This is a genomic window from Sphaerothrix gracilis Ecp01 (assembly GCF_030405905.1).
In the GTDB taxonomy this organism is placed as follows: domain Bacteria; phylum Cyanobacteriota; class Cyanobacteriia; order Phormidesmidales; family Phormidesmidaceae; genus Sphaerothrix; species Sphaerothrix gracilis.
The window spans coordinates 1-19,255 of the sequence record NZ_JASATW010000018.1; the positions used below are offsets into that span (position 1 = coordinate 1).

Here is a 19,255-nt window from a genome sequence, read left to right on the forward strand (position 1 = left end):
GACCCCTCAGAATTCTGCCTTAATTGGGCGGCTTCAGCGGAACCTGGCCGATATCGAACAAGTTGTCGATCGAACGGATGCACTTCTGCAGAAATATCTGACAACTCAAGATGAAGATTACTTGGGTACAATCGCTCTGAACCTGCATGGCTTTTATACGGGCACAGAGCGCGTGTTTGAGGAAGTTGCCCGCAGTCTGGATGAGTCTTTGCCCGCTGGCTCGGATTGGCACCGACCTTTATTGCAGCAGATGTCGGCTGACTTGCCTGAAATTAGGCCCGCTGTTATTCAGCCTGCAACCAGACACCTGCTTGATGACTACCGAGCATTTCGGCACGTTGTTCGCAATATCTATACGTTTGATTTGCGGGGTGACAGAATTCAAGCTCTGGCCGCAGGCTTACGAACCTGCTACCAGGAGGTAAGACAAGACACTGATCGGTTCTGCGCTTTTTTGCGGCAGCTATAGCAAAAGCACGCTCAAGGAAGCCAGGCCCCTTGAGCGTGCGAATGCCGACTACTCTAGACGCACCAGCTTGACTAGCAAGCTCATGACGTGACCTGCATCCGGGGTGATGATGATCCGATCGCCGGGGATGCTGATGGCGTTTGTCCAGCGGGCGAACTCGGCATAGTGCAGGGTGTGCAGGTGCAGCTTGGTGCGCTCGACTAGGGGCGGCGGGCCGATGAGAATATGGCGGATGGGCTGGCGATCGCCGTCGCTAGGAACTGTCAGCTCAGCCGGGAGAGGCTGAGCCGGATCTGGGCCATGTTGAAACATGGGGATTCTCCGTTTTTTTGGGTTTACAGGTTCCCTGTGTCCCAGGTGCGATCGCCGTTAGCGGGTTTTCACACCTGGGCTGAGTGTCAGGGAAGGAAACCCAAAAATTTACCGCCCCGTTTGCCAGAGTGTTGCAAGTCGGAGCGGCTAGAGTAAAATACCCCAAGCCCATGCTTCCGGACTGGTCTGTTCAGTCTGGCTGGGTTAGAGGCCCGTTGTTGTTACAGCAACTTCGGGTCTCGCGCGGACAAATTTTTGGGAATAACGCAGGCGCAGGGAAGAATTTTGCAGACCTCCGTTAAGCCCACACATTAGCGTGTCTGGGAATTGGAGTCAATATTTTTGAGTCAGGGACAACGAGGGGCGATCGCCTCCTGCCCTTAAAATCCAATACTTTTTGCTTAGCCCTCTTCTAATAACTGCTGAAATCGCTCATCATCTCGAATTGCATCAAAGTCTGAATCTGTTTTAGCCATTTCTCGATATTTAGAATCAAGCTCAATGGCGCGACTGAGAAATTCAATGGCTAACTCAGTTTCTTTTTGCAACCCATAGCAACAAGCCTTGTTATAGAGCGCTTCGTGCAAGTCTGGCTTGGTGCTCAGCGCCTGCTCATAGCAGGCGATCGCTTCTTCTTTGCGGCCTAAAGCAGATAACGCTACCCCTTTGTTGTTGAGCGCTTCATAATAGTCTGGCTTGATGCTCAGCGCCTGTTCATAGCAGGCGATCGCTTCTTCTTTGCGGCCTAAATCATCTAACGCTACCCCTTTGTTGTAGAGCGCTTCGTGCTTGTCTGGCTTGATGCTCAGCGCCTGCTCATAGACGGCGATCGCTTCTTCTTTGCGGCCTAAAGCAGCTAGCGCTAACCCTTTGTTGTTGAGCGCTTCGTGATAGTCTGGTTTGATGCTTAGCGCCTGCTCGTATGCGGCGATCGCTTCTTCTTTGCGGCCTAAAGCAAATAACGCATTCCCTTTGTTGCAGAGCGCTTCGTGATCGTCTGGCTTGATGCTCAGCGCCTGCTCATAGGCAGCGATCGCTTCCTCTTTGCGGCCTAAATCATCTAACGCTACCCCTTTGTTGGTGAGCGCTGCGTGATCGTCTGGCTTGATGCTCAGCGCCTGCTCATAGGCAGCGATCGCTTCCTCTTTGCGGCCTAAATCATCTAACGCTACCCCTTTGTTGTAGAGCGCTTCGTGCTTGTCTGGCTTGATGCTCAGCGCCTGCTCATAGGCAGCGATCGCTTCCTCTTTGCGGCCTAAAGCAAATAACGCATTCCCTTTGTTGTAGAGCGCTTCGTGCTTGTCTGGCTTGACGCTCAGCGCCTGCTCGTAGGCAGCGATCGCTTCCTCATAGCGGCCTAAAGCATCTAACGCTACCCCTTTGTTGTAGAGCGCTTCGTGCAAGTCTGGCTTGATGCTCAGCGCCTGCTCATAGAAGGCGATCGCTTCTTCTTTGCGGCCTAAAGCAGATAACGCTACCCCTTTGTTGTAGAGCGCTTCGTGCTTGTCTGGCTTGACGCTCAGCGCCTGCTCGTAGGCAGCGATCGCTTCCTCATAGCGGCCTAAAGCATCTAACGCTACCCCTTTGTTGTAGAGCGCTTCGTGCAAGTCTGGCTTGATACTCAGCGCCTGCTCATAGAAGGCGATCGCTTCTTCTTTGTGGCCTAAATCAGCTAACGCTAACCCTTTGTTGGTGAGCGCTGCGTGATCGTCTGGCTTGATGCTCAGCACCTGCTCATAGAAGGCGATCGCTTCTTCTTTGCGGCCTAAATCAGCTAACGCATTCCCTTTGTTGGTGAGCGCTTTGTGATCGTCTGGCTGGATGCTCAGCGCCTGCTCGTAGGCGGCGATCGCTTCTTCTTTGCGGCCCAAGAAATACAAAGCATTTCCCTTAAAGAACCAAACAGTATCATCTTTGGGTTCGTACTCTAAAACTTGGGCAAAGAGGGTAACGGCTAACTCGTACTTCTCCAACTGATGAATAAACAGACTAAAATCTCTCAAAGATGACAGACAGGTTGCTGGATCTTGTTCGGTCAGCCGCTGCAAAATTTTGATTAGCTTGGGTAAATACTGACCAATATTGAGCGGAGCTGCGCTTCTGGCCTCAAGTTGCCCATCCGCTGGAGTCAAAATGCCTTCAAAGTGAATGAGATAGTCTAACGCGGCCCGAAGCTGCCAGATTCGCCAGATATCTAACCTCAGCCTGTGTGTCAGCAACATGCGGGCCGTTGCTAGCACAATTGGCTTTTTCAGTTCTACATTCACCTGCCGCAGCAGATCAACCGCATTATAGAGATACTTTGCCACCGGATATTGCTTGACTACGGTTCGATAGCTTTCTATCCAGGTACCCTTTAGCGTTTCTTCAAACGTCGCTAAACTCAGCTTATATTTGCGGTTGTGGGCTTGCTTGAGCTGTTTCACAATATTGCGATAGTTGCGATCGCTCTTGCGAGCCATTTGAGGAATGTCTGCTGTTTCAATTGAGATGTTGGCAGTTTGGGTGCGATTGCTTAGCACCGCTGCAATATCGTCTACATCTGGCTTCAACAGCTCGTAGTGTGAAAAGTAATCTCGAAACTGAGGGAACTGATTGAAATTCAAGATCTCCGCTGGACTCAGTACGCTAGGGACATCCGGTTCTGTCTCATTTCGAGCCGTAGCAATCACCCGTACCCGTCCCGAACACGCTGTCTGATAGAACCGCAGCGTTTCCACTAGCCGCTCTTGAAACGGCACCTTCAGCGGATCAGCAATCGACGCATCTTCCGCTATCGGCGCTGACTGCCTACCCAGAAAAATTGCCTGAGTTAGGTCATCTAGAAGAAATAGCAAAGAAGGCTGAGAACCCAGACGATTAGCATCAAAGTGGGTCGGCACATTTAGCCACTCGTGATTTTTGAGCTTGAGAATCGTCCAGCCCTCGTGATTAAGCTGTCCTGCTAGCTGAATCGCTTCCCGCGTTTTACCTCGCCCCGACGGCCCTAAAATCAAAACGCTCCGTTTTCCAACCCTGAGCAAAGTTTCCAACTCCGCCTGCACATCTCGCCCTTCCTGCGTCGGCTGATAGGGAATATTGACATCTGCAAGCACATCATTTTGATCTTGCTGATTCGGCCAAAGCGCTGCCATCACATTTGGGGTCTTGGGAGCAATCACCTCAAATGGAAACGAGTCTATTTTAGGTAGCGGCTTAGGCTGAGAGCGTCGTCTGAGCGATCGCCAAATTTTAGGAATTCTTGTTGCCAGCCACCATAGAAAGCCTAAGATTCCACTGGCAATGGCAACGGCTATTTCTTGGTTGTCTAACGACCACTGCCAGAGATCGGTTAAAAGCTGCCAGAGGGTAGTGAGCAAAAGATACTAAGGCTCAAAAGACTTGCCCCCAATTCTAACCAGTGTTGACTGCGTTGGGTTTCGCTATGCTCAACGCCAACCTACAAAAGCCCTAATTCTAGCTGTGTCATGAAATATTGTACTGACAACGAAACTTAAGAAAATCATCTTGAAGGCGGGCAGTGCCCGCCCTACCGTGATAACCGTCCCCAGATGGCCTTTAGACGGCAACCCCCCTTAGAAACAGCGTGAACACCGATCCCTGCGATCGCTCCTGGCTGCCTACAATGCAGACATATCATGTTGACTCAAAATCATTGCTAGCCGGGGAGAGCGTGTATGCAACCAACCAACCCCAATCAGTTCACCGAAAAAGCCTGGAGCGCGATCGCCCGGACCCCGGAGATCGCCAAGCAGTCTGGGCACCAGCAAATTGAAAGCGAACATTTGATGGCAGCCCTGCTAGAGCAAGAGGGCTTGGCTATCAGCATTTTGAATAAGCTGGAAGTGCCCGTACAGCAGCTCCGCGATCGCACCGACGCCTTTGTCAAAAAGCAGCCCAAAGTTTCAGGCAGTGCCTCTTCTGTATATTTAGGGCGATCGCTTGATGCCCTGCTCGATCGCGCTGAGAACTACCGCAAAGAATACAGCGACGACTTTATTTCGATTGAGCATCTCATTCTGGGCTATCTCAAAGACGATCGCTTTGGTAAAAGCATTTTTCAAGAGTTTGGCATCAGCGAAAATCGGCTACGAGATGCCATCACTCAGATTCGAGGCAATCAAAAAGTGACCGATCAAAATCCTGAAGGCAAATACGAATCCTTAGAAAAATATGGCCGCGACCTGACCCAGCTGGCTCGTCAAGGCAAGCTTGATCCGGTGATTGGCCGGGATGACGAAATTCGCCGCACCGTGCAGATTCTCTCCCGCCGCACCAAAAACAATCCGGTGCTGATTGGCGAACCCGGCGTCGGTAAAACCGCGATCGCCGAAGGGCTGGCCCAGCGGATTGTCAAAGGCGACGTGCCAGAATCCCTGCGCGATCGCAAGCTGGTAGCCCTCGATATGGGAGCGCTGATTGCCGGGGCTAAGTATCGCGGTGAGTTTGAAGAACGGCTCAAGGCGGTGCTCAAAGAAGTAACAGACTCCAGCGGCCAGATTATTCTCTTTATCGACGAAATTCACACCGTTGTGGGCGCAGGGGCGACCCAGGGCGCGATGGACGCGGGTAACCTGCTGAAGCCGATGCTGGCGCGGGGCGAGCTGCGCTGCATTGGGGCCACGACCCTAGACGAGTACCGCAAATACATTGAAAAAGACGCGGCTCTAGAGCGGCGTTTCCAGCAGGTGTTTGTCGATCAGCCCAGCGTGGAAGATACCATTTCCATCCTGCGGGGTCTGCGAGAGCGCTATGAGGTACACCACGGGGTGAAAATCTCCGACAACGCTCTAGTGGCTGCTGCGACGCTTTCGACTCGCTATATCAGCGATCGCTTCCTGCCCGACAAAGCCATTGACCTGGTAGACGAAGCCGCCGCTAAGCTGAAGATGGAAATCACTTCCAAGCCAGAGGAGCTAGACGAGGTAGACCGTAAGATTCTGCAACTGGAAATGGAGCGGCTGTCTTTGCAAAAAGAAACCGACCCGGCTTCTTTAGAGCGGTTGGATCGCTTAGAAAAAGAGATTGCTGACCTGAAAGAAGACCAGCGCACTCTCAACGCCCAGTGGCAGGCGGAAAAGGGCAGCATTGACCATATCCAGTCCCTGAAAGAAGAGATCGATCAGGTCAATATCGAAATTCAGCAGGCCGAGCGGGACTATGACCTCAACAAAGCCGCCGAGCTGAAGTACGGCAAGCTGACTGACCTGCAGCGGGAGCTAGAGCAGGCGGAAACCCAACTGGCTGAGGCCCAAACCAGCGGCGCGTCCCTGCTGCGGGAAGAAGTCACCGAAGAAGATATTGCCGAAATCATCTCCAAGTGGACGGGCATTCCGGTGAGCAAGCTAGTGGAGTCAGAAATGCAAAAGCTGCTCAACCTGGAAGAGGAACTGCATCAGCGGGTAATCGGCCAGGAAGAAGCTGTAACCGCCGTAGCCGATGCAATTCAGCGATCGCGGGCCGGACTGGCTGACCCCAACCGTCCCACCGCTAGCTTCATCTTCCTTGGCCCCACGGGCGTCGGCAAAACGGAACTGGGCAAGGCCCTAGCGGCCTACCTCTTCGACACCGAAGACGCGATGGTGCGCATCGACATGTCAGAGTACATGGAGAAACATTCCGTCTCCCGCCTGATCGGTGCCCCTCCGGGCTACGTCGGCTATGACGAAGGTGGTCAGCTCACGGAGGCGATTCGGCGACGGCCCTATTCCGTCATCCTGTTCGACGAGATTGAAAAAGCTCACCCCGACGTGTTCAACGTCATGCTGCAAATCCTCGATGATGGCCGCGTCACCGATGCTCAAGGGCACACGGTTGATTTCAAAAACAGCATCATCATCATGACCTCCAACATCGGCTCCCAGTACATCCTGGATGTGGCCGGAGACGATGAGCAGTACGACGAAATGCGATCGCGGGTGCTAGATTCCCTGCGCTCCAACTTCCGGCCTGAGTTTCTCAACCGGATTGACGAAATCATCATCTTCCACGCCCTGCGCAAGGAGCAGCTGCGGGAAATCGTCAAGCTGCAGGTGCAGCAGCTTTCTAAGCGTCTTGATGATAAGAAGATGGCCTTACGCCTGTCGGAGGCAGCCTTAGACTTCCTAGCCGAAGTGGGCTACGACCCCGTCTATGGGGCCCGGCCTCTAAAGCGAGCTATTCAGCGCGAACTGGAAACCCAAATTGCCAAGGCCATTCTGCGCAGCGAGTTCACGGGCGGCGATACCATCTATGTCGATGTCGAGAATGAGCGTCTGTCCTTCAAGCGCTTACCGGCAGAGCTGCTGACCACATAGCCCACAGCGACTGATCTTGTCTGGATTGGGTACGAGGCGGCGATCGCACTTACCCAATCCGCCCTTTTCTCGTGCTTTTCTATGAAAAAAGGTGATCTTTGGCGGATCTACCATCGAAACAAGCGAAGTTAACAAAATAAGCTGTGTGATCTTAGTTGTTAAAACGGATCCATAGTTTATAGAATAGTGTTCTAGGACTGGGTGCTTGTTGCTCTAGTAAAAATCCGCAAAGACATCATTAAAATTTCGACAAAAAAGTCTTTGCTATTACATCTTAAGTCCGTAAACTCTAGCAAAAATCAGGTTTACAAGACTCTAGGCAGTAAAGAAGATTTGGGTTGGTACGTGGCTACAGTTAGCAGTCGATGATCGAGCGACGGCTTGATTAGCGTTCCAACAAGCAGCAGATAGCGCTTGACTATCAGGGATCGTGCATCGTTTACCCCATGCTGTTAGTGCGAGTTGTAATACATGACCGTGGTTCCCACAGCCCCGAAACGGGAATACATCAACGTGATGGAGGTCTTAGTTGCGGAAGAAGTTGTCCAGCAGCTAAAGAAACTCCCCCCGCGCGTTTTGAAATACGTTAAGCGTGCAGAAGTTGAAACCTATGCTCTGAATCGACTGCCAGCTCTCTATGCCTCTAGCGAGAAGGGCTGGGAGCATCAGGTTGAGAAGGCTCAGGGAGAGCTGCACAGCAAGATTGTGCACGCGGTGCGTCAGGCTTTTGCAGCCGTTCAGGTTGATCCAATTCGCCTATCCCAGCCGCTCAATTTACAAGCAGAGGCGGATTCGCAAGCGATTTTACAGGCTTTTCGCGAACTGCTGAAGCAGCCTGACCTTTCCTGGGAAGAAGTGCTCAAGCGCATCAAGCAGATAATCCGTACCAAGTCCTCAGCGCCACCGCCACCGCCACCCCCGCCACCCGGTCAGCATGGAACTTCTTGGCGTCCGGGAACTTACGGCGGCGAACTCTCCTGGCGACACCGACAGCCGCGATCGCCCCAACCTCCTCGTCCCCCCCGTCCCTCGCAGTCTTCACAGGGAAGGACCTCTTCCTACGGCTGGGATGACCCCCACTACCGCACCTAGACGTTAAGAACTAGATACGGTCATCTGCTTGAGTCCCTGCTTCAGGCGCGTCGCCGTCGCCGGATCGGTTTTTTCGTAAATTGCAATGGCCTGCTGGAATGCTTGCTGGCTCTCCGGCAGCTTGCCCAGCTTAAACAAAGCCACGCCCAGATTTTGATGGGCCTCCGCGTAATTTGGCTGTAGCGCGATCGCCTGTCGGTAAGCACCTATAGCCGATTCTAAATAGCTATAGCCTCGTACTCGGTAAGCTAGGCCCAAATTGTAATGGGCGATCGCTAAGCTAGCATCAACCGCAATTGCTTTTTGGAAGCAGTCAATTGCTAGCTCTGGCTGCTGCTGGGCCAGGTAGACAGCGCCTAGGTTGAGGATGGCCCCTAGCTTCAGCTTGGCCAAAATGGGCTGGGCGATCGCCTGCTCATAGTGCGCCGCTGCGCCGCTTAGATCTTGCAGGTGGCGATGAGCTAGCCCTAAATGATAGTGCAGCTCGTACAGCGTCAGCGCCTCTGTTGCGGCTGCCGGAGCCTGAGCGGCTGCGAGTCCTCGATTTAGCAGCTCTATTCCCTGCTGCCAATCTCCCGCCTGACCGTAGAGCGCGCCCAGCTTGTTGTAGGCATAGGCATCCTGGGGCTGCGCCGCCAAGTAGCCCGCTAGAATCTCTCTGGCCCGGTTAAACTTGTCTGCAGCCGCGATCGCCTCAGCGGTGTAGCCTTCATGCCAAATGGCAGCTTGGGGCCAGTCAGCGACCTGCCAGTGAGTCTCCTGGGCCAAAATGGCCTGAACGCTGTGGTCTATGGTTTCGTGATAGGGGCGATCGAAGCGGATATCGGCCCGATTGCGAAACAACCGCGAAACCAGCGTATAAGGTGACTGGCTCGCCCCTACCTCTCGGCGCAGCAGGTTAAGAACGAGGACAGGCTCTAACGAGAAGCCGTTAAGGGTTTGGCCTTGTAGTAGACGTTTGATCTGAGCCGCCGCCTGAGGCATTAGGGCTTCATCGCCGTCAAGGACAAGCACCCAGTCCTGCGTTGCTTTGGCGAGAGAAAAATTGCGCGCGGCGGCAAAGTCATTCTGCCAGCTAAAAGAGTAGACCTGCGCCCCTAAACTTTCAGCGACCTGGACAGTCTCATCCGTCGAACCTGTATCCACCACAATGATTTCATCAGCCAGTTGCTCAACGCTGCTGAGGCAGCGGCCAATCCGGGCAGCCTCGTTTTTGACAATCATGCAGAGGGACAAAGCCATAGGTAGAAATGACGGGCGATCGCCGCAATAACGTCTCAGCCAGAAAAGCAGCCCTATTAGCCCGCTAATCCGGATGCCAACTTTTCCCGATCCAGTGTATACCCCAGCTCGTCAAATCAGGCTGTCTATCAAAAGTGATGGCCAAACCAGCCGTGGTTGATACCGACCTGCTGCTTTGGACTGAGCGAGAGCAAAAACCGCCTCTGACAGATATTCCTATGGACAGAGAATATTAGCCACCCCATTTACTTTCCTTAATATTCTCGTTAAGATTATTAATATATATGAAGCCACTCTCATGCACTCCTCACCTATGTCTATTACCTCTTTAGCAACTCGTGTCTTTAAGCCCAACGTCAGCCCCAACTTCTGGAACCAAACGACTTGGGCCATCCTACGGGTCGTCATCGGCGTTGTCATGGTTCACAACGGTCAGGACAAACTGGCCAATATCGAAAGCTTCGCTCAGGCTTATGTGGCCTATCTCGGCCTGCCGTTTCCCATCTTTCTCAGCTACGTTGCCGCCTTCACTGAGCTCATTGGCGCACCTTTAGTTGCGTTTGGTTTCCTCACTCGCCCAGCGGCTTTGGGACTCTTCTCTACCATGTGCGTGGCGATGTACCACCACGTCTCAGTAGCGGGCCTCAGCTTGCCCTATCTGGAACTCTCTGCCATCTACGCAGCTTCCTTTCTGTTCTTCTTTGTCAACGGCGCAGGTCTGTTCTCAGTTGATGCGCTGCTAGCCAACTGGTTAGACACCTCGGCCCTCTCCGCCCGCGCGAAGCAGATCATGCGTTTAGAGAGCGCTTATCAGGCCAGCACCGAACCAGAGACTGCCGATACGGCTGCTTAGTAAAGCGCATTTACGTTCGATTCTGAGTAGTTTCAGGCTTGAGCCTGCTCAGCTAAAACCGGTTGAGGACGGTGTTCGTAGCACCGTCCTCATCCTGTCAGGAGGTGAGGCGGCGGGAGCCGCGTCTTTCGACTAAATCAGTGCCTAGTTTGTCTAACCAGGCTCATGACTGCATTTTAGCCGCTGCCGCTGCGATCGCCTGCCGCACCTGCTCGAAGCCAGTGCCGCCATAGCTATTGCGAGCCGCGACAACCTGATGGGGCGCGATCGCCTCGTAGATATCCGCCTCAAAAGCCGGATGGAGGGTCTGCCACTCTTCCAGGGTCAGATCTTTCAAAAGCTTGCCAGCCGCCAGCGACGTTTTCACCACTTTGCCCACCAGGTTGTAAGCCTCGCGGAAAGGAACGCCTTTGCCCGCTAGATAGTCAGCCACGTCTGTTGCATTAGAAAAGTCTTCAGCAACGGCCTGGGTCAGCCGCTGGGGCCGAAACTCCAGTCCTTCCTGCAGCAGAATCGTCATAGCACGCAGACAAGTTTGCGTCGTCTTGACGGTATCAAACAGAGCTTCCTTATCTTCCTGCAGGTCTTTGTTATAGGCCAAAGGGAGTCCCTTCATCATCACCAGCAGTCCCTGCAGATGCCCAAAAACCCGCCCGGCTTTACCCCGCACCAGCTCCGGTACATCAGGGTTTTTCTTCTGGGGCATGATGCTGGACCCTGTAGAGCAGCTATCTTTGAGGGTGACAAAGCGAAACTCTTCTGAGGCCCAAAGAATAATTTCTTCAGATAGGCGAGTCAGGTGCAGCACAATCAGGCTGGCACCGCAGGCAAACTCGATGGCAAAGTCGCGATCGCTGACGCCATCGAGACTATTGCTGTAGGGGCGATCGAAGCCTAAAAGCTCAGCCGTGTAGTGGCGATCGATGGGAAAGGTGGTGCCGGCTAAAGCGCCACAGCCCAGGGGGGAAATATTCACCCGCTTTAAAATATCGCCTAGGCGCTCCCAGTCCCGCTGAGCCATTTCAAAATAGGCTAGCAGGTGATGGGCCAAGCTCAACGGCTGTGCCCGCTGCAGGTGGGTGTAGCCCGGAATTAAGGTTTCAACATGCTGCTGAGCCTGCTGTAGCAGAGCTTGCTGAAACTCTCTCAGGAGGGTACGAATTGTCTGAATTTGCGATCGCAGGTATAGCCGCGTGTCGGTGCCCACCTGATCGTTGCGGGAGCGGGCCGTATGCAGCTTTTTGCCCACATCTCCCACGATCTGGGTTAGCCGATGCTCTACCGCAAAATGGACATCTTCATCGTCAACGCCTGGCTGTAGCTGCCCCTGACGATATTCCTCTAAGACCTGAGCCAGCCCTTGTACAAGCTGCTGACCCTCCGCAGCGGAAATAATGCCCGTTTTAGCCAGCATTTTGGCATGGGCCTGGGAGCCAGCAATATCGTACTCAATCAGGTTGATGTCAAAGCCAATGCTGGCATTGAACTCAGCAATCTCAGGATGTAAAGCCGACTCAAATCGCTGGCTCCAAGTTGAGGAAGAAGGGGATGTACTCAAGGTCTCTAGATTCCTAAGCGGTTAACCACCTCACAGAATATAGCAGCCCTGTTTACTTAGTTATAGGTTGTCATGCCGCGAATTAAATATCCGATGACAATACCGATGATCAAAGCCCAAATCTGGCCTGACTGGTAGAAAGTGCTAAAAGCGTTGCCAAAGTCACCTAAGACATCTTGATCAAACTGTTGGGCAATGACCGCTGACTCAGGCCGGAAAGAGAGGTCACTAGCCATAGGAGTAGGCTGGATAAAGGCGATCGCCGGAACTTCAGAATTCCAACCATCGCTGACGGCGGGGAGGGGGCTGAGCTGTGAGGGGACAGCCGCAGCACTTTCACGCAGAACTAACTGTTTCAGCATAGACAGGTCTCCAGCAGCATAGAAGGGATACAACCCCAAACTATACAGCAGAAATTTCGAGATGATCCGGGTTTGACTCGGGGCTAGCGCAAATAGGTATTCACATATTGCAAAATACCGTCAGCAATTCCCTGGGCCATCCGCTCGCGCCAGCCGGGATCTGCCAGTAGAGGAGCATCTTGGGCACCCGTAACAAAGCCAACTTCTAGCAGGACAGCAGGCATGGAGGTATTGCGAATCACGTAGAAACGGGCTTGTCGCACCCCCCGATCATTGAGGCCCCCCGCTGCCAGCATACTGGTGTGCATGATCCGGGCTAAACGCAGCCCAGCATCAGAATAATAATAGGTTTCGGTGCCGTTTACCTCCGGGCGGCTGAGGCTGATGGCATTGGCGTGAATGCTGACAAACAAGTCCGCATCAGCCCGCTCTGCAATTTGCACCCTGGGTTCTAGATCGAGGGTGACATCCTGTTCGCGGGTCATCACTACGCTGACGCCGTTTTGCTCCAAAATTTCCCGCACTCTCAGCGAAATCGGAAAGATCACCATCTTTTCTTGCAAACCGCCGCGGCCCACCGCCCCTGGATCGCGGCCTCCATGTCCTGGATCAAGGGTGATAACAACGCGCCCCTGCTGGGCGGGTAGGGGGCTGACAACGGGCGGTGTCACCGTCGGTGGAATGGCAGGCGGGTTGGGGCGAGGGGGAATAACAGGTGCCTGGGGTGCCGGCGGCACGGGGATGGGTTCAGTTTGAGTGCTGGCAGTCGATGAAGGGTTAGAAGCGCCGGGGCGATCGCCAATTGAGTTAATCGAAACCCCAGCAGGCGGCACGATAATAATGCCGCCCAGATTAGTCGTGTTAATTTGCCAGTCGGGGCTGCCAGCAGCTAAATCTAAGGTGATCTGAGCACTCGGCGGCGAGGTCTGCTGCTGGGTAATCTGCCAGCTACGGATACTGTAGCGATTGTTGGGCAGGTCTTGAGCCGAGAGACTGGCGGCGATCGCCGTATTGGGCAGGTCAATCGTAATTTGACGGTCATCGCGCCGTCCGCTGCGCTGCACCTGAATATCCGGTACCTGTCCGCGGGTCCGCACGAAGAAGCCATCCGGAGTTGCAGTCACCGATTCTAGTCGGGTCGCCGCTCCAGCTGCTGGCTGACCGCTGACGGTATTGGGCGAAGGCCCAGCCGCAGTCGCTGGCGGCGGTGACGCCTGCGCGGCAACTCGCTCCGGCGTCGGTAGCTGCACCACCCACTGATTGGCCCGCTGTCCCCGCACCTGTACCTGCTGCGGATCGACCGTATAGCCTGCATCCAGCTCAATCACCAGGCGGGCGGTTTGCTCGTTGAACTGTCCGGCCCGGACTTCGCGGATAGCCCCGCCGACCGGCTGGCGAGACGTGGGACTGCCTAAAACCGTATTGGGCAAGTCGATTACTATCCGGGTGGGATTAAAAATGAGCTGGGCACGCGGTTGAACACCAACGTCGGTTGTAAAGACTAGCTGATTCTCGCGGGCATCAAAGCGCCAGTACTGTAACCGAGCTGCCTCAGCGGGAAGGGTAACGACGAGTGCGCTAGCAGCTCCTAGAGCGCTCGGTATTAGCCAATTAAATCGCAAACTGCCTCTCTCTCCTCAATTGCTAGACGCAACTGCAATGACGGTGTGACCGTTAAATCGGTGCCAGGGGATACGCAAATTTGGCCAGTCAGGCTAGTGTCGCACTTCATTGAAACCTGTGCAATGCCTCGCTACTTGATTCAGGGCTGGCTCTCCCAATTCAGGAGAAACTGGGCAATTATGCTTGCCCATTGTGCCCTGACTGAGCTAAATTCGCCTATCCCCCCCGACGGGACTAATCCCACAGCCGCCGCCACCAGGGTTCTGGAGCGATCGCAGTGGCTTCAGGCAGTTTGGCCCGAATCTCGCTGATGTCCCATCCCGTCAGCCGCGCTAGAGTTTGCGCTTCCTGCTCAAAACGCTCCGGCAGCGATCGCTGATAGGCTTCCCCAGCCGGGCAGTCCATCTCGCCCGTATAGGGATGACGCAGGATGTAGCGTCCTTGGAAAAACTGCTGGTTTGAGGTGGACTGAAAGATCAGATCTTCGGGAAACTTGTCGCGGGTGTAGCGAACATGCAGTCGGGTCACAAAAGCGCGGCTCGTAGGGCCAGGGCGAAAGCGATCGCTCGGCTGGCTCAGCCAAAAAACACCCGCTTGACGCAGTTCCTCCGGGGACAGCGGATCTGCCGCACAGGGATCACAGCCCGCCATGTTCCAGGCATATTCTAGAAACGCTACGTTGCGGCCCTCTCGCTCATAGGCCGTCTGAAACATGGCCTGATAAAAGTCGCCAAACTCTTCTTTAACAAACACCGGAATTTCGGCATCAGAAGGTACATTCACAGTGCGATAGTTGGTCAGTTCCGCCTGCCCCTCCGGCGTGATGATATAAACCACTAAGTCCTGCGCGGCCTGAGCGTTAATCATGCCTAAGCGAATTGGCAACATGAAGCGGGGCGACTCGTACGCCATTTGCAGCGGGCGCAGCGACTGAAAGCCAGCGCGATCGAACTCTTCCAAGTTCACCTTAGCTACAAAAAACTTCATCCCCTGGCGAATATAGGGCCGCAGCAGCTCGCTGGCACCGGGGGGAATGCGATAGTTGTTTTGACGCAGCCAGGTTTCTAGCCCGTCCGACTCGCGGGCGCTGAGAATCACGATGTCGTACTCACCGACCGTAAAGCTCGACTCAACCGTCACCCCTAGCACCTCATCCTCTGCCTGCTCTGCGACAGCATTGTTGGCTCGCTGCAGCAGGGCATCCGCAGCAGGCGCATAAACCAGCGGCGGGCGGCAGGGGTCGGGGTCAAAATACTCCACTAGGCGCGGGGCGCTGAAGGCGTCTAATCGCTCCACAATTGCTGGCTCACCCACGTTTACCTGTTCTTCTGCCAATACGGTGGGGACAGGAACCACCATGGCAAAATCAGTTACCTCTCCCTGATAGTCATTCGCCATCGTCAGTACCGTGCGATCGCCATCGCGGGCAATAATCACCTGTGAGGCTTGGTTATAGAGGCTAGTGTCGGCTTTGGCAACGTAAAAGCCGCAAAAGGCCCAGGCACTCGGCGCCAACCCCAGAAAAAAAGCGATCGCCGCTAAGCTTAGAAAAAGAGAACGCCAGCGATTCATAACTCCAACTCCCACTGCAAAACTTCCTACTTACTTGCAACCTGCTACTCGTCTTAATTTCCCTCCAGCAGGGCGGCTGATCGTGTCCCTGCCTGCCATTCAAACCGCTGAGCGCTCCACAGACGATCCAGCAGCAACGTACCAGGAGAAACAATAAACAAGGCCCAGAAAACGGCGTCCGGCTGATAGAAATAATTACGTAGAACAAAAGTAAGCACAGCGATCGCACTGGCCCACAGCAGCCGCGCCGCTCTGGCATTAGGAATTGAGCGCGGATCGGTCACCATGAACAGCGCAAACAGCAGCAGGGAGCCGCTCATCAGTCGGTGGGCCAAGACATCCCAAGTCCAGCCCAAATAGACGTTGCGCAGCGCTTCCAGCAGCGTGTAGCTGCCCAAAAAAGCCACCGTTGTATCCCAGCGACCTACCCGCTTCAGCACTAAACCGCCTGCCCCTAAAAAGATCAGGCCGTACCACATATCTTCGCCCCACTGCCCCGGCGAAACCCAGGCATCCTGGGTCAGCAGCAGCACTGCAATAATGCCAAAGTTGGCCGGATTGAAAAAATGCTTATCCTCGGTTTTAAGCAAAAACTTGCTGGCGATCGCTAAGCTGCTAGCTAAAGCCATCGTGCTGAGGTGATCGACTCGCAGTAGTAAACTCAGGCCCAGAGCAGTAATCAGGGGGCTGCGCCAGTTGAGCTGAAGATGAGATGCTTTGGGCTGAGCCGATTGCTCGTTGAGACTGCTGGGCTGCAGCCAGCGACTCTGCAGCAGTGACAGCAGCCCCTGCGTGCTCAAACAGGTCACGGCGGCGATCGCCACCATCTCTGGTCGCAGAGTCCAGTCTCGTAGGGCTATCCCCAAGACTAAGAAGAGACTCAAAAACAAAATTTGGTAATCACGGGCATCGCGTAGCAAGGGTTTACCTCCTTTGCCAGCTAACGTTGCCCCTAGTATGGCTATTCAATTGGGAAAATAGGTCAGAGTTTCAGGTTCTGTAACGAAGCCGAGATGCATCAGAATGACCACTACCATAGACGCTGTTGACGCTCGCTCTAGGTCAACGCCGAGGTAGGTAACTGCCAGCAGGGAGAGGGGACGCTAGCGGGCATCTCTTGCAAAAGCCACTGGGTGGGTTCCCAACCGGAAGCAATCCAGCAAGAACCATCAAAGACAGAAGCTTCCCCGCCGCGATCATTGAAGCTAAAAAAGGCCCCTGAAGCGGTATTAGTGCCTAAAAATAAAACTTTGGGTGAGTCCAGATGAAACTGACCAAAACCTTGATTGAAGTGAAGCTGTATTTGATTAGCCCGGTCTAGGTAAACCGCCTCAACCGCGTGGAGGTTAAAGGCTAAATTCGGCAAGTTGCACAGCACTTCACCCCTGACCGTCCCCTGAACAAGCTGCCTTGGCCCAAACCGATAAAAAAACTTGAAATTAGCCATTCGCAAACGCTTCCGAGAGCGATCGCGTTTAAACCAGCCTTGATTCTGCACTAAATTGAGCTTGTTTACCTGCATGGTATTCATTAACTGAAGCGAAAAATTTTAGAGTCGCTTTTAGGCCAAATTGCCTAACTTTTGCGCAATTTGAGACTTGCCCTTGTCAGCCGGTAAAACTACGGCTTTTGCCCCTAAGCCTGATTCTTCAAAAGATTTGCAGATACAGCCCGTAGTCATATATACGGATATGTCTCTAATCAGCGTAAGAGATCTAAATAGTGGATCTGGGTGTAAACCCAGAATCTTTATCAGTCCTTTGCAAATATTTAGAAATTATCTCTGAGATCGCGACTGTCTTGTCACTCTGTTAACCCTCGCAGCCACCGCTCTATCAGACCAATCATGACCGCCGGGACTTCTAGCTGCGGCGTTAGCCCAACTCCCGCCAAGATTTCCAAAGATTGAAAAGCCTGCGGATTGAGTGCCATCAAACGCTCTCCGATTGCGGGCGGCGTAAACTGGGCGGCGCTCCCCCAGATTAGAGCGGTGGGCGTCGATAACTGCTCAATCCCTTCAGCGACATCAAAGCAAAGATCGCCTCTGACGAAGGCTAAAGCTGCCGCTGCCGCGTTGGGCTGCTGGGCCGATTGTAAATAGGCGGTGACAATCTCAGCCGAGATGCGCTTAGCCTCAGCGAACTGTCTTTGTTCCAAAAAACTGCGAATTCCCACTTCTGTAGCGATCGCGCCGCTGTACAGAAGCTGCTCTACAACCGGGAGACTGACTAGCTGCGAGAAGAAGTTGCCGTAGTTTTCGCCAAAATCAGACAGTCCTGCCGGAGCCACCAAAATTAAAGCCTGAAATAGCTGAGGCTGAGCGATCGCCAGCCGAATTGTCATAGCAGCGGTCAGAGAGGAAGCAACAGCAATCACGGGCTTGGAGCTGACCTGCCCTAGAAAGTCTGCCAGCGTCTCTAAATAGTCTTCTAGCTGATAGCGCCGTTCAGGATGGTCAGATCGGCCCCAGCCCAGTAAATCAGGAGCCAGTATCCGGTAGCGCTCAGCAAAAGCCGGATACACCTTTGACCATTCATAGGCAGAGGACCCCCCGCCAAAACCGTGCAGGAAGATCAGTGCTGTCTTATCCGGCTCGGATGATTGACTAGACCTGTAGTAGACTAGAGTGCCCAGCCGGGTCACAACAGAGTTGGATTCAAAGCCAGGCGGGATCAGCATTATTCTGGAGATTTTTGATAAGGAACTGATGAAGTTGGCGGGGCGTCTTTTAAAGTTGTTATGCCATGATAATGATAGGGCAGAGACTGTGAGAAACGTGCAAGCACAAATCGATCTACGCCAAAACACGTATATTTACGGTTTCAACCCATATTTTTTTGAGCAATCGTGCAAAATATGGGTGAAGGCATCTACTAGATTGTGCGGATTCTTGTTTGATTGACTAGAAAGCAGTCTTAGCGTCTTTTTACCCAGTTTTTTTATGGTTCCTCAACAATCCCGGCAACCGCTTTCATCACAACCCTTTGCAGATGCGCAGTACGATTGGGACAGTATTGCAGTAGAGGCGATTCCCCAGCTTTTAGAGATTGAAGCAGCGACAGAAGCGCCACTAGCGCCTCGTTCGATCACTGAAACCTGCTTGAACTGGGACAGTCTTTCGACCTTCACCTTGCTCAGCGACCAGTTCCAGGATTTAGGCGTTGTTTTTGACAATGCCGTGGTGGTGGAGCCTTCTAATCCGGCTTATCCTACCTACTCTGGCGATCGCCTTGTCACGGGTTCGCCCAAGTCAGGCTGGATCACGGCCTCCTTTATTCGGCCGGTCAAGTCAGTGAGCGGGCGTATCACCTGTTCCCAGCCCATGCTGCTCATTGCCTTTGATCCGCAGCAGCGCATTGTGGCTCAAGAAGAAATTACCGACGCCAATTTGGCTACCTCGGAAACTGGCCTCGACCCCAATCAGCTCTTGCAGGTCAAAGCAGAAGATATTCAAAGCGTTAAGTTTCACTGCTTAGGCGGACAGCTCACCATTGCCGAATTTTCTTTTTACTAAAAGCAGGCCAGATTTCACTATTAACTGCTCTCTCTATTAAAAAACTGGGCAAGGAAAAATCAAAGACTTAGCTAGCAGCCTATTAAGGCAGCTACACAGTTAGACTCATTTATCTATCAGAACGCTTTTTAGCTGTCGGTGTTTCAATTCCTAGCGATCGCCGCTTCTAATGATTGCGAATATTTAATATTTTATTCAATCCCGCAAATCGCTTTAAGATTACGACTTTTAGCTGAAACTCCACTAACGCTACTGTGGCAAATACTTAGAAACCGTTTCATTAGTCAGTAAAAACTACTAAGCCAAGTTTAAACATCCCCTTTCTTCGGCCTTTAGAATCACAGAATATGCTGAGAAAGCGG

The 19,255-nt window shown here is 53.3% G+C and carries 15 protein-coding genes; 5 read left to right on the plus strand and 10 right to left on the minus strand.

Annotation, left to right across the window (positions count from 1 at the left end; translation table 11 throughout):
* Positions 1-469, plus strand: a 469-nt coding sequence (locus QJQ48_RS18765; protein WP_346292782.1) for a ribonuclease toxin HepT-like protein, incomplete at its 5' end; no start/stop codon positions are given.
* Between the two features lie 48 nt (positions 470-517).
* Here the strand turns inward: QJQ48_RS18765 and QJQ48_RS18770 are convergent.
* Positions 518-781 (minus strand): hypothetical protein, encoded by a 264-nt coding sequence (locus QJQ48_RS18770; RefSeq protein ID WP_346292783.1) that lies wholly within the window; start codon positions 779-781, stop codon positions 518-520.
* Between the two features lie 401 nt (positions 782-1,182).
* Positions 1,183-4,140 (minus strand): tetratricopeptide repeat protein, encoded by a 2,958-nt coding sequence (locus QJQ48_RS18775; RefSeq protein ID WP_346292784.1) that lies wholly within the window; start codon positions 4,138-4,140, stop codon positions 1,183-1,185.
* Between the two features lie 318 nt (positions 4,141-4,458).
* On the opposite strand from QJQ48_RS18775, the gene clpB reads away from it, so the two are divergent.
* A complete protein-coding gene (gene clpB / locus QJQ48_RS18780) occupies positions 4,459-7,077 on the plus strand; it encodes an ATP-dependent chaperone ClpB (protein ID WP_346292785.1) in 2,619 nt (872 codons plus the stop codon).
* A gap of 471 nt (positions 7,078-7,548) precedes the next feature.
* Positions 7,549-8,169, plus strand: a complete 621-nt coding sequence (locus QJQ48_RS18785) for a late competence development ComFB family protein (RefSeq protein WP_346292786.1) — start codon at positions 7,549-7,551, stop codon at positions 8,167-8,169.
* Positions 8,170-8,172: 3 nt separating this feature from the next.
* Here QJQ48_RS18785 and QJQ48_RS18790 read toward each other — a convergent pair whose 3' ends face one another.
* Entirely contained in the window at positions 8,173-9,411 is a 1,239-nt protein-coding gene (locus QJQ48_RS18790) for a glycosyltransferase (protein WP_346292787.1), read from the minus strand.
* A 313-nt stretch (positions 9,412-9,724) separates the two neighbouring features.
* On the opposite strand from QJQ48_RS18790, the gene QJQ48_RS18795 reads away from it, so the two are divergent.
* Positions 9,725-10,264, plus strand: a complete 540-nt coding sequence (locus tag QJQ48_RS18795) for a DoxX family protein (RefSeq protein ID WP_346292788.1) — start codon at positions 9,725-9,727, stop codon at positions 10,262-10,264.
* A gap of 163 nt (positions 10,265-10,427) precedes the next feature.
* Here the strand turns inward: QJQ48_RS18795 and argH are convergent, their stop codons facing one another.
* The 7 genes from argH to QJQ48_RS18830 form a co-directional block, all read right to left on the minus strand.
* Positions 10,428-11,822: an argininosuccinate lyase gene (argH, locus tag QJQ48_RS18800; RefSeq protein WP_346292789.1), complete on the minus strand. Its 1,395-nt coding sequence runs from the start codon at positions 11,820-11,822 to the stop codon at positions 10,428-10,430.
* A gap of 56 nt (positions 11,823-11,878) precedes the next feature.
* A complete protein-coding gene (locus QJQ48_RS18805; protein WP_346292790.1) occupies positions 11,879-12,184 on the minus strand; it encodes a hypothetical protein in 306 nt (101 codons plus the stop codon).
* 83 nt (positions 12,185-12,267) lie between these two features.
* On the minus strand, positions 12,268-13,806 hold the full coding sequence (locus tag QJQ48_RS18810) for an N-acetylmuramoyl-L-alanine amidase (protein WP_346292791.1): 1,539 nt from the start codon (positions 13,804-13,806) through the stop codon (positions 12,268-12,270).
* 235 nt (positions 13,807-14,041) lie between these two features.
* Positions 14,042-15,379, minus strand: a complete 1,338-nt coding sequence (locus QJQ48_RS18815; RefSeq protein WP_346292792.1) for a DUF2330 domain-containing protein — start codon at positions 15,377-15,379, stop codon at positions 14,042-14,044.
* 53 nt (positions 15,380-15,432) lie between these two features.
* On the minus strand, positions 15,433-16,299 hold the full coding sequence (locus QJQ48_RS18820; protein WP_346292793.1) for an RnfABCDGE type electron transport complex subunit D: 867 nt from the start codon (positions 16,297-16,299) through the stop codon (positions 15,433-15,435).
* 137 nt (positions 16,300-16,436) lie between these two features.
* Entirely contained in the window at positions 16,437-16,901 is a 465-nt protein-coding gene (locus QJQ48_RS18825; RefSeq protein WP_346292794.1) for a hypothetical protein, read from the minus strand.
* 281 nt (positions 16,902-17,182) lie between these two features.
* Entirely contained in the window at positions 17,183-18,058 is an 876-nt protein-coding gene (locus tag QJQ48_RS18830; RefSeq protein ID WP_346292795.1) for an alpha/beta fold hydrolase, read from the minus strand.
* A gap of 262 nt (positions 18,059-18,320) precedes the next feature.
* Here QJQ48_RS18830 and QJQ48_RS18835 point away from each other — a divergent pair, with 262 nt between their 5' ends.
* Complete coding sequence (locus QJQ48_RS18835; protein WP_346292796.1) at positions 18,321-18,893, plus strand: hypothetical protein; 573 nt, start codon at positions 18,321-18,323, stop codon at positions 18,891-18,893.
* Positions 18,894-19,255 lie beyond the last annotated feature (362 nt).

Coding starts and splice junctions, on each gene's coding strand:
- QJQ48_RS18790 (WP_346292787.1), bottom strand. CDS start 9,411: ATGGCTTTGTCCCTCTGCATGATTGTCAAAAACGAGGCTGCCCGGATT.
- QJQ48_RS18815 (WP_346292792.1), bottom strand. CDS start 15,379: ATGAATCGCTGGCGTTCTCTTTTTCTAAGCTTAGCGGCGATCGCTTTT.
- QJQ48_RS18770 (WP_346292783.1), bottom strand. CDS start 781: ATGTTTCAACATGGCCCAGATCCGGCTCAGCCTCTCCCGGCTGAGCTG.
- QJQ48_RS18785 (WP_346292786.1), top strand. CDS start 7,549: ATGACCGTGGTTCCCACAGCCCCGAAACGGGAATACATCAACGTGATG.
- clpB (WP_346292785.1), top strand. CDS start 4,459: ATGCAACCAACCAACCCCAATCAGTTCACCGAAAAAGCCTGGAGCGCG.
- QJQ48_RS18805 (WP_346292790.1), bottom strand. CDS start 12,184: ATGCTGAAACAGTTAGTTCTGCGTGAAAGTGCTGCGGCTGTCCCCTCA.
- QJQ48_RS18795 (WP_346292788.1), top strand. CDS start 9,725: ATGTCTATTACCTCTTTAGCAACTCGTGTCTTTAAGCCCAACGTCAGC.
- QJQ48_RS18830 (WP_346292795.1), bottom strand. CDS start 18,058: ATGCTGATCCCGCCTGGCTTTGAATCCAACTCTGTTGTGACCCGGCTG.
- QJQ48_RS18825 (WP_346292794.1), bottom strand. CDS start 16,901: ATGCAGGTAAACAAGCTCAATTTAGTGCAGAATCAAGGCTGGTTTAAA.
- QJQ48_RS18835 (WP_346292796.1), top strand. CDS start 18,321: ATGGTTCCTCAACAATCCCGGCAACCGCTTTCATCACAACCCTTTGCA.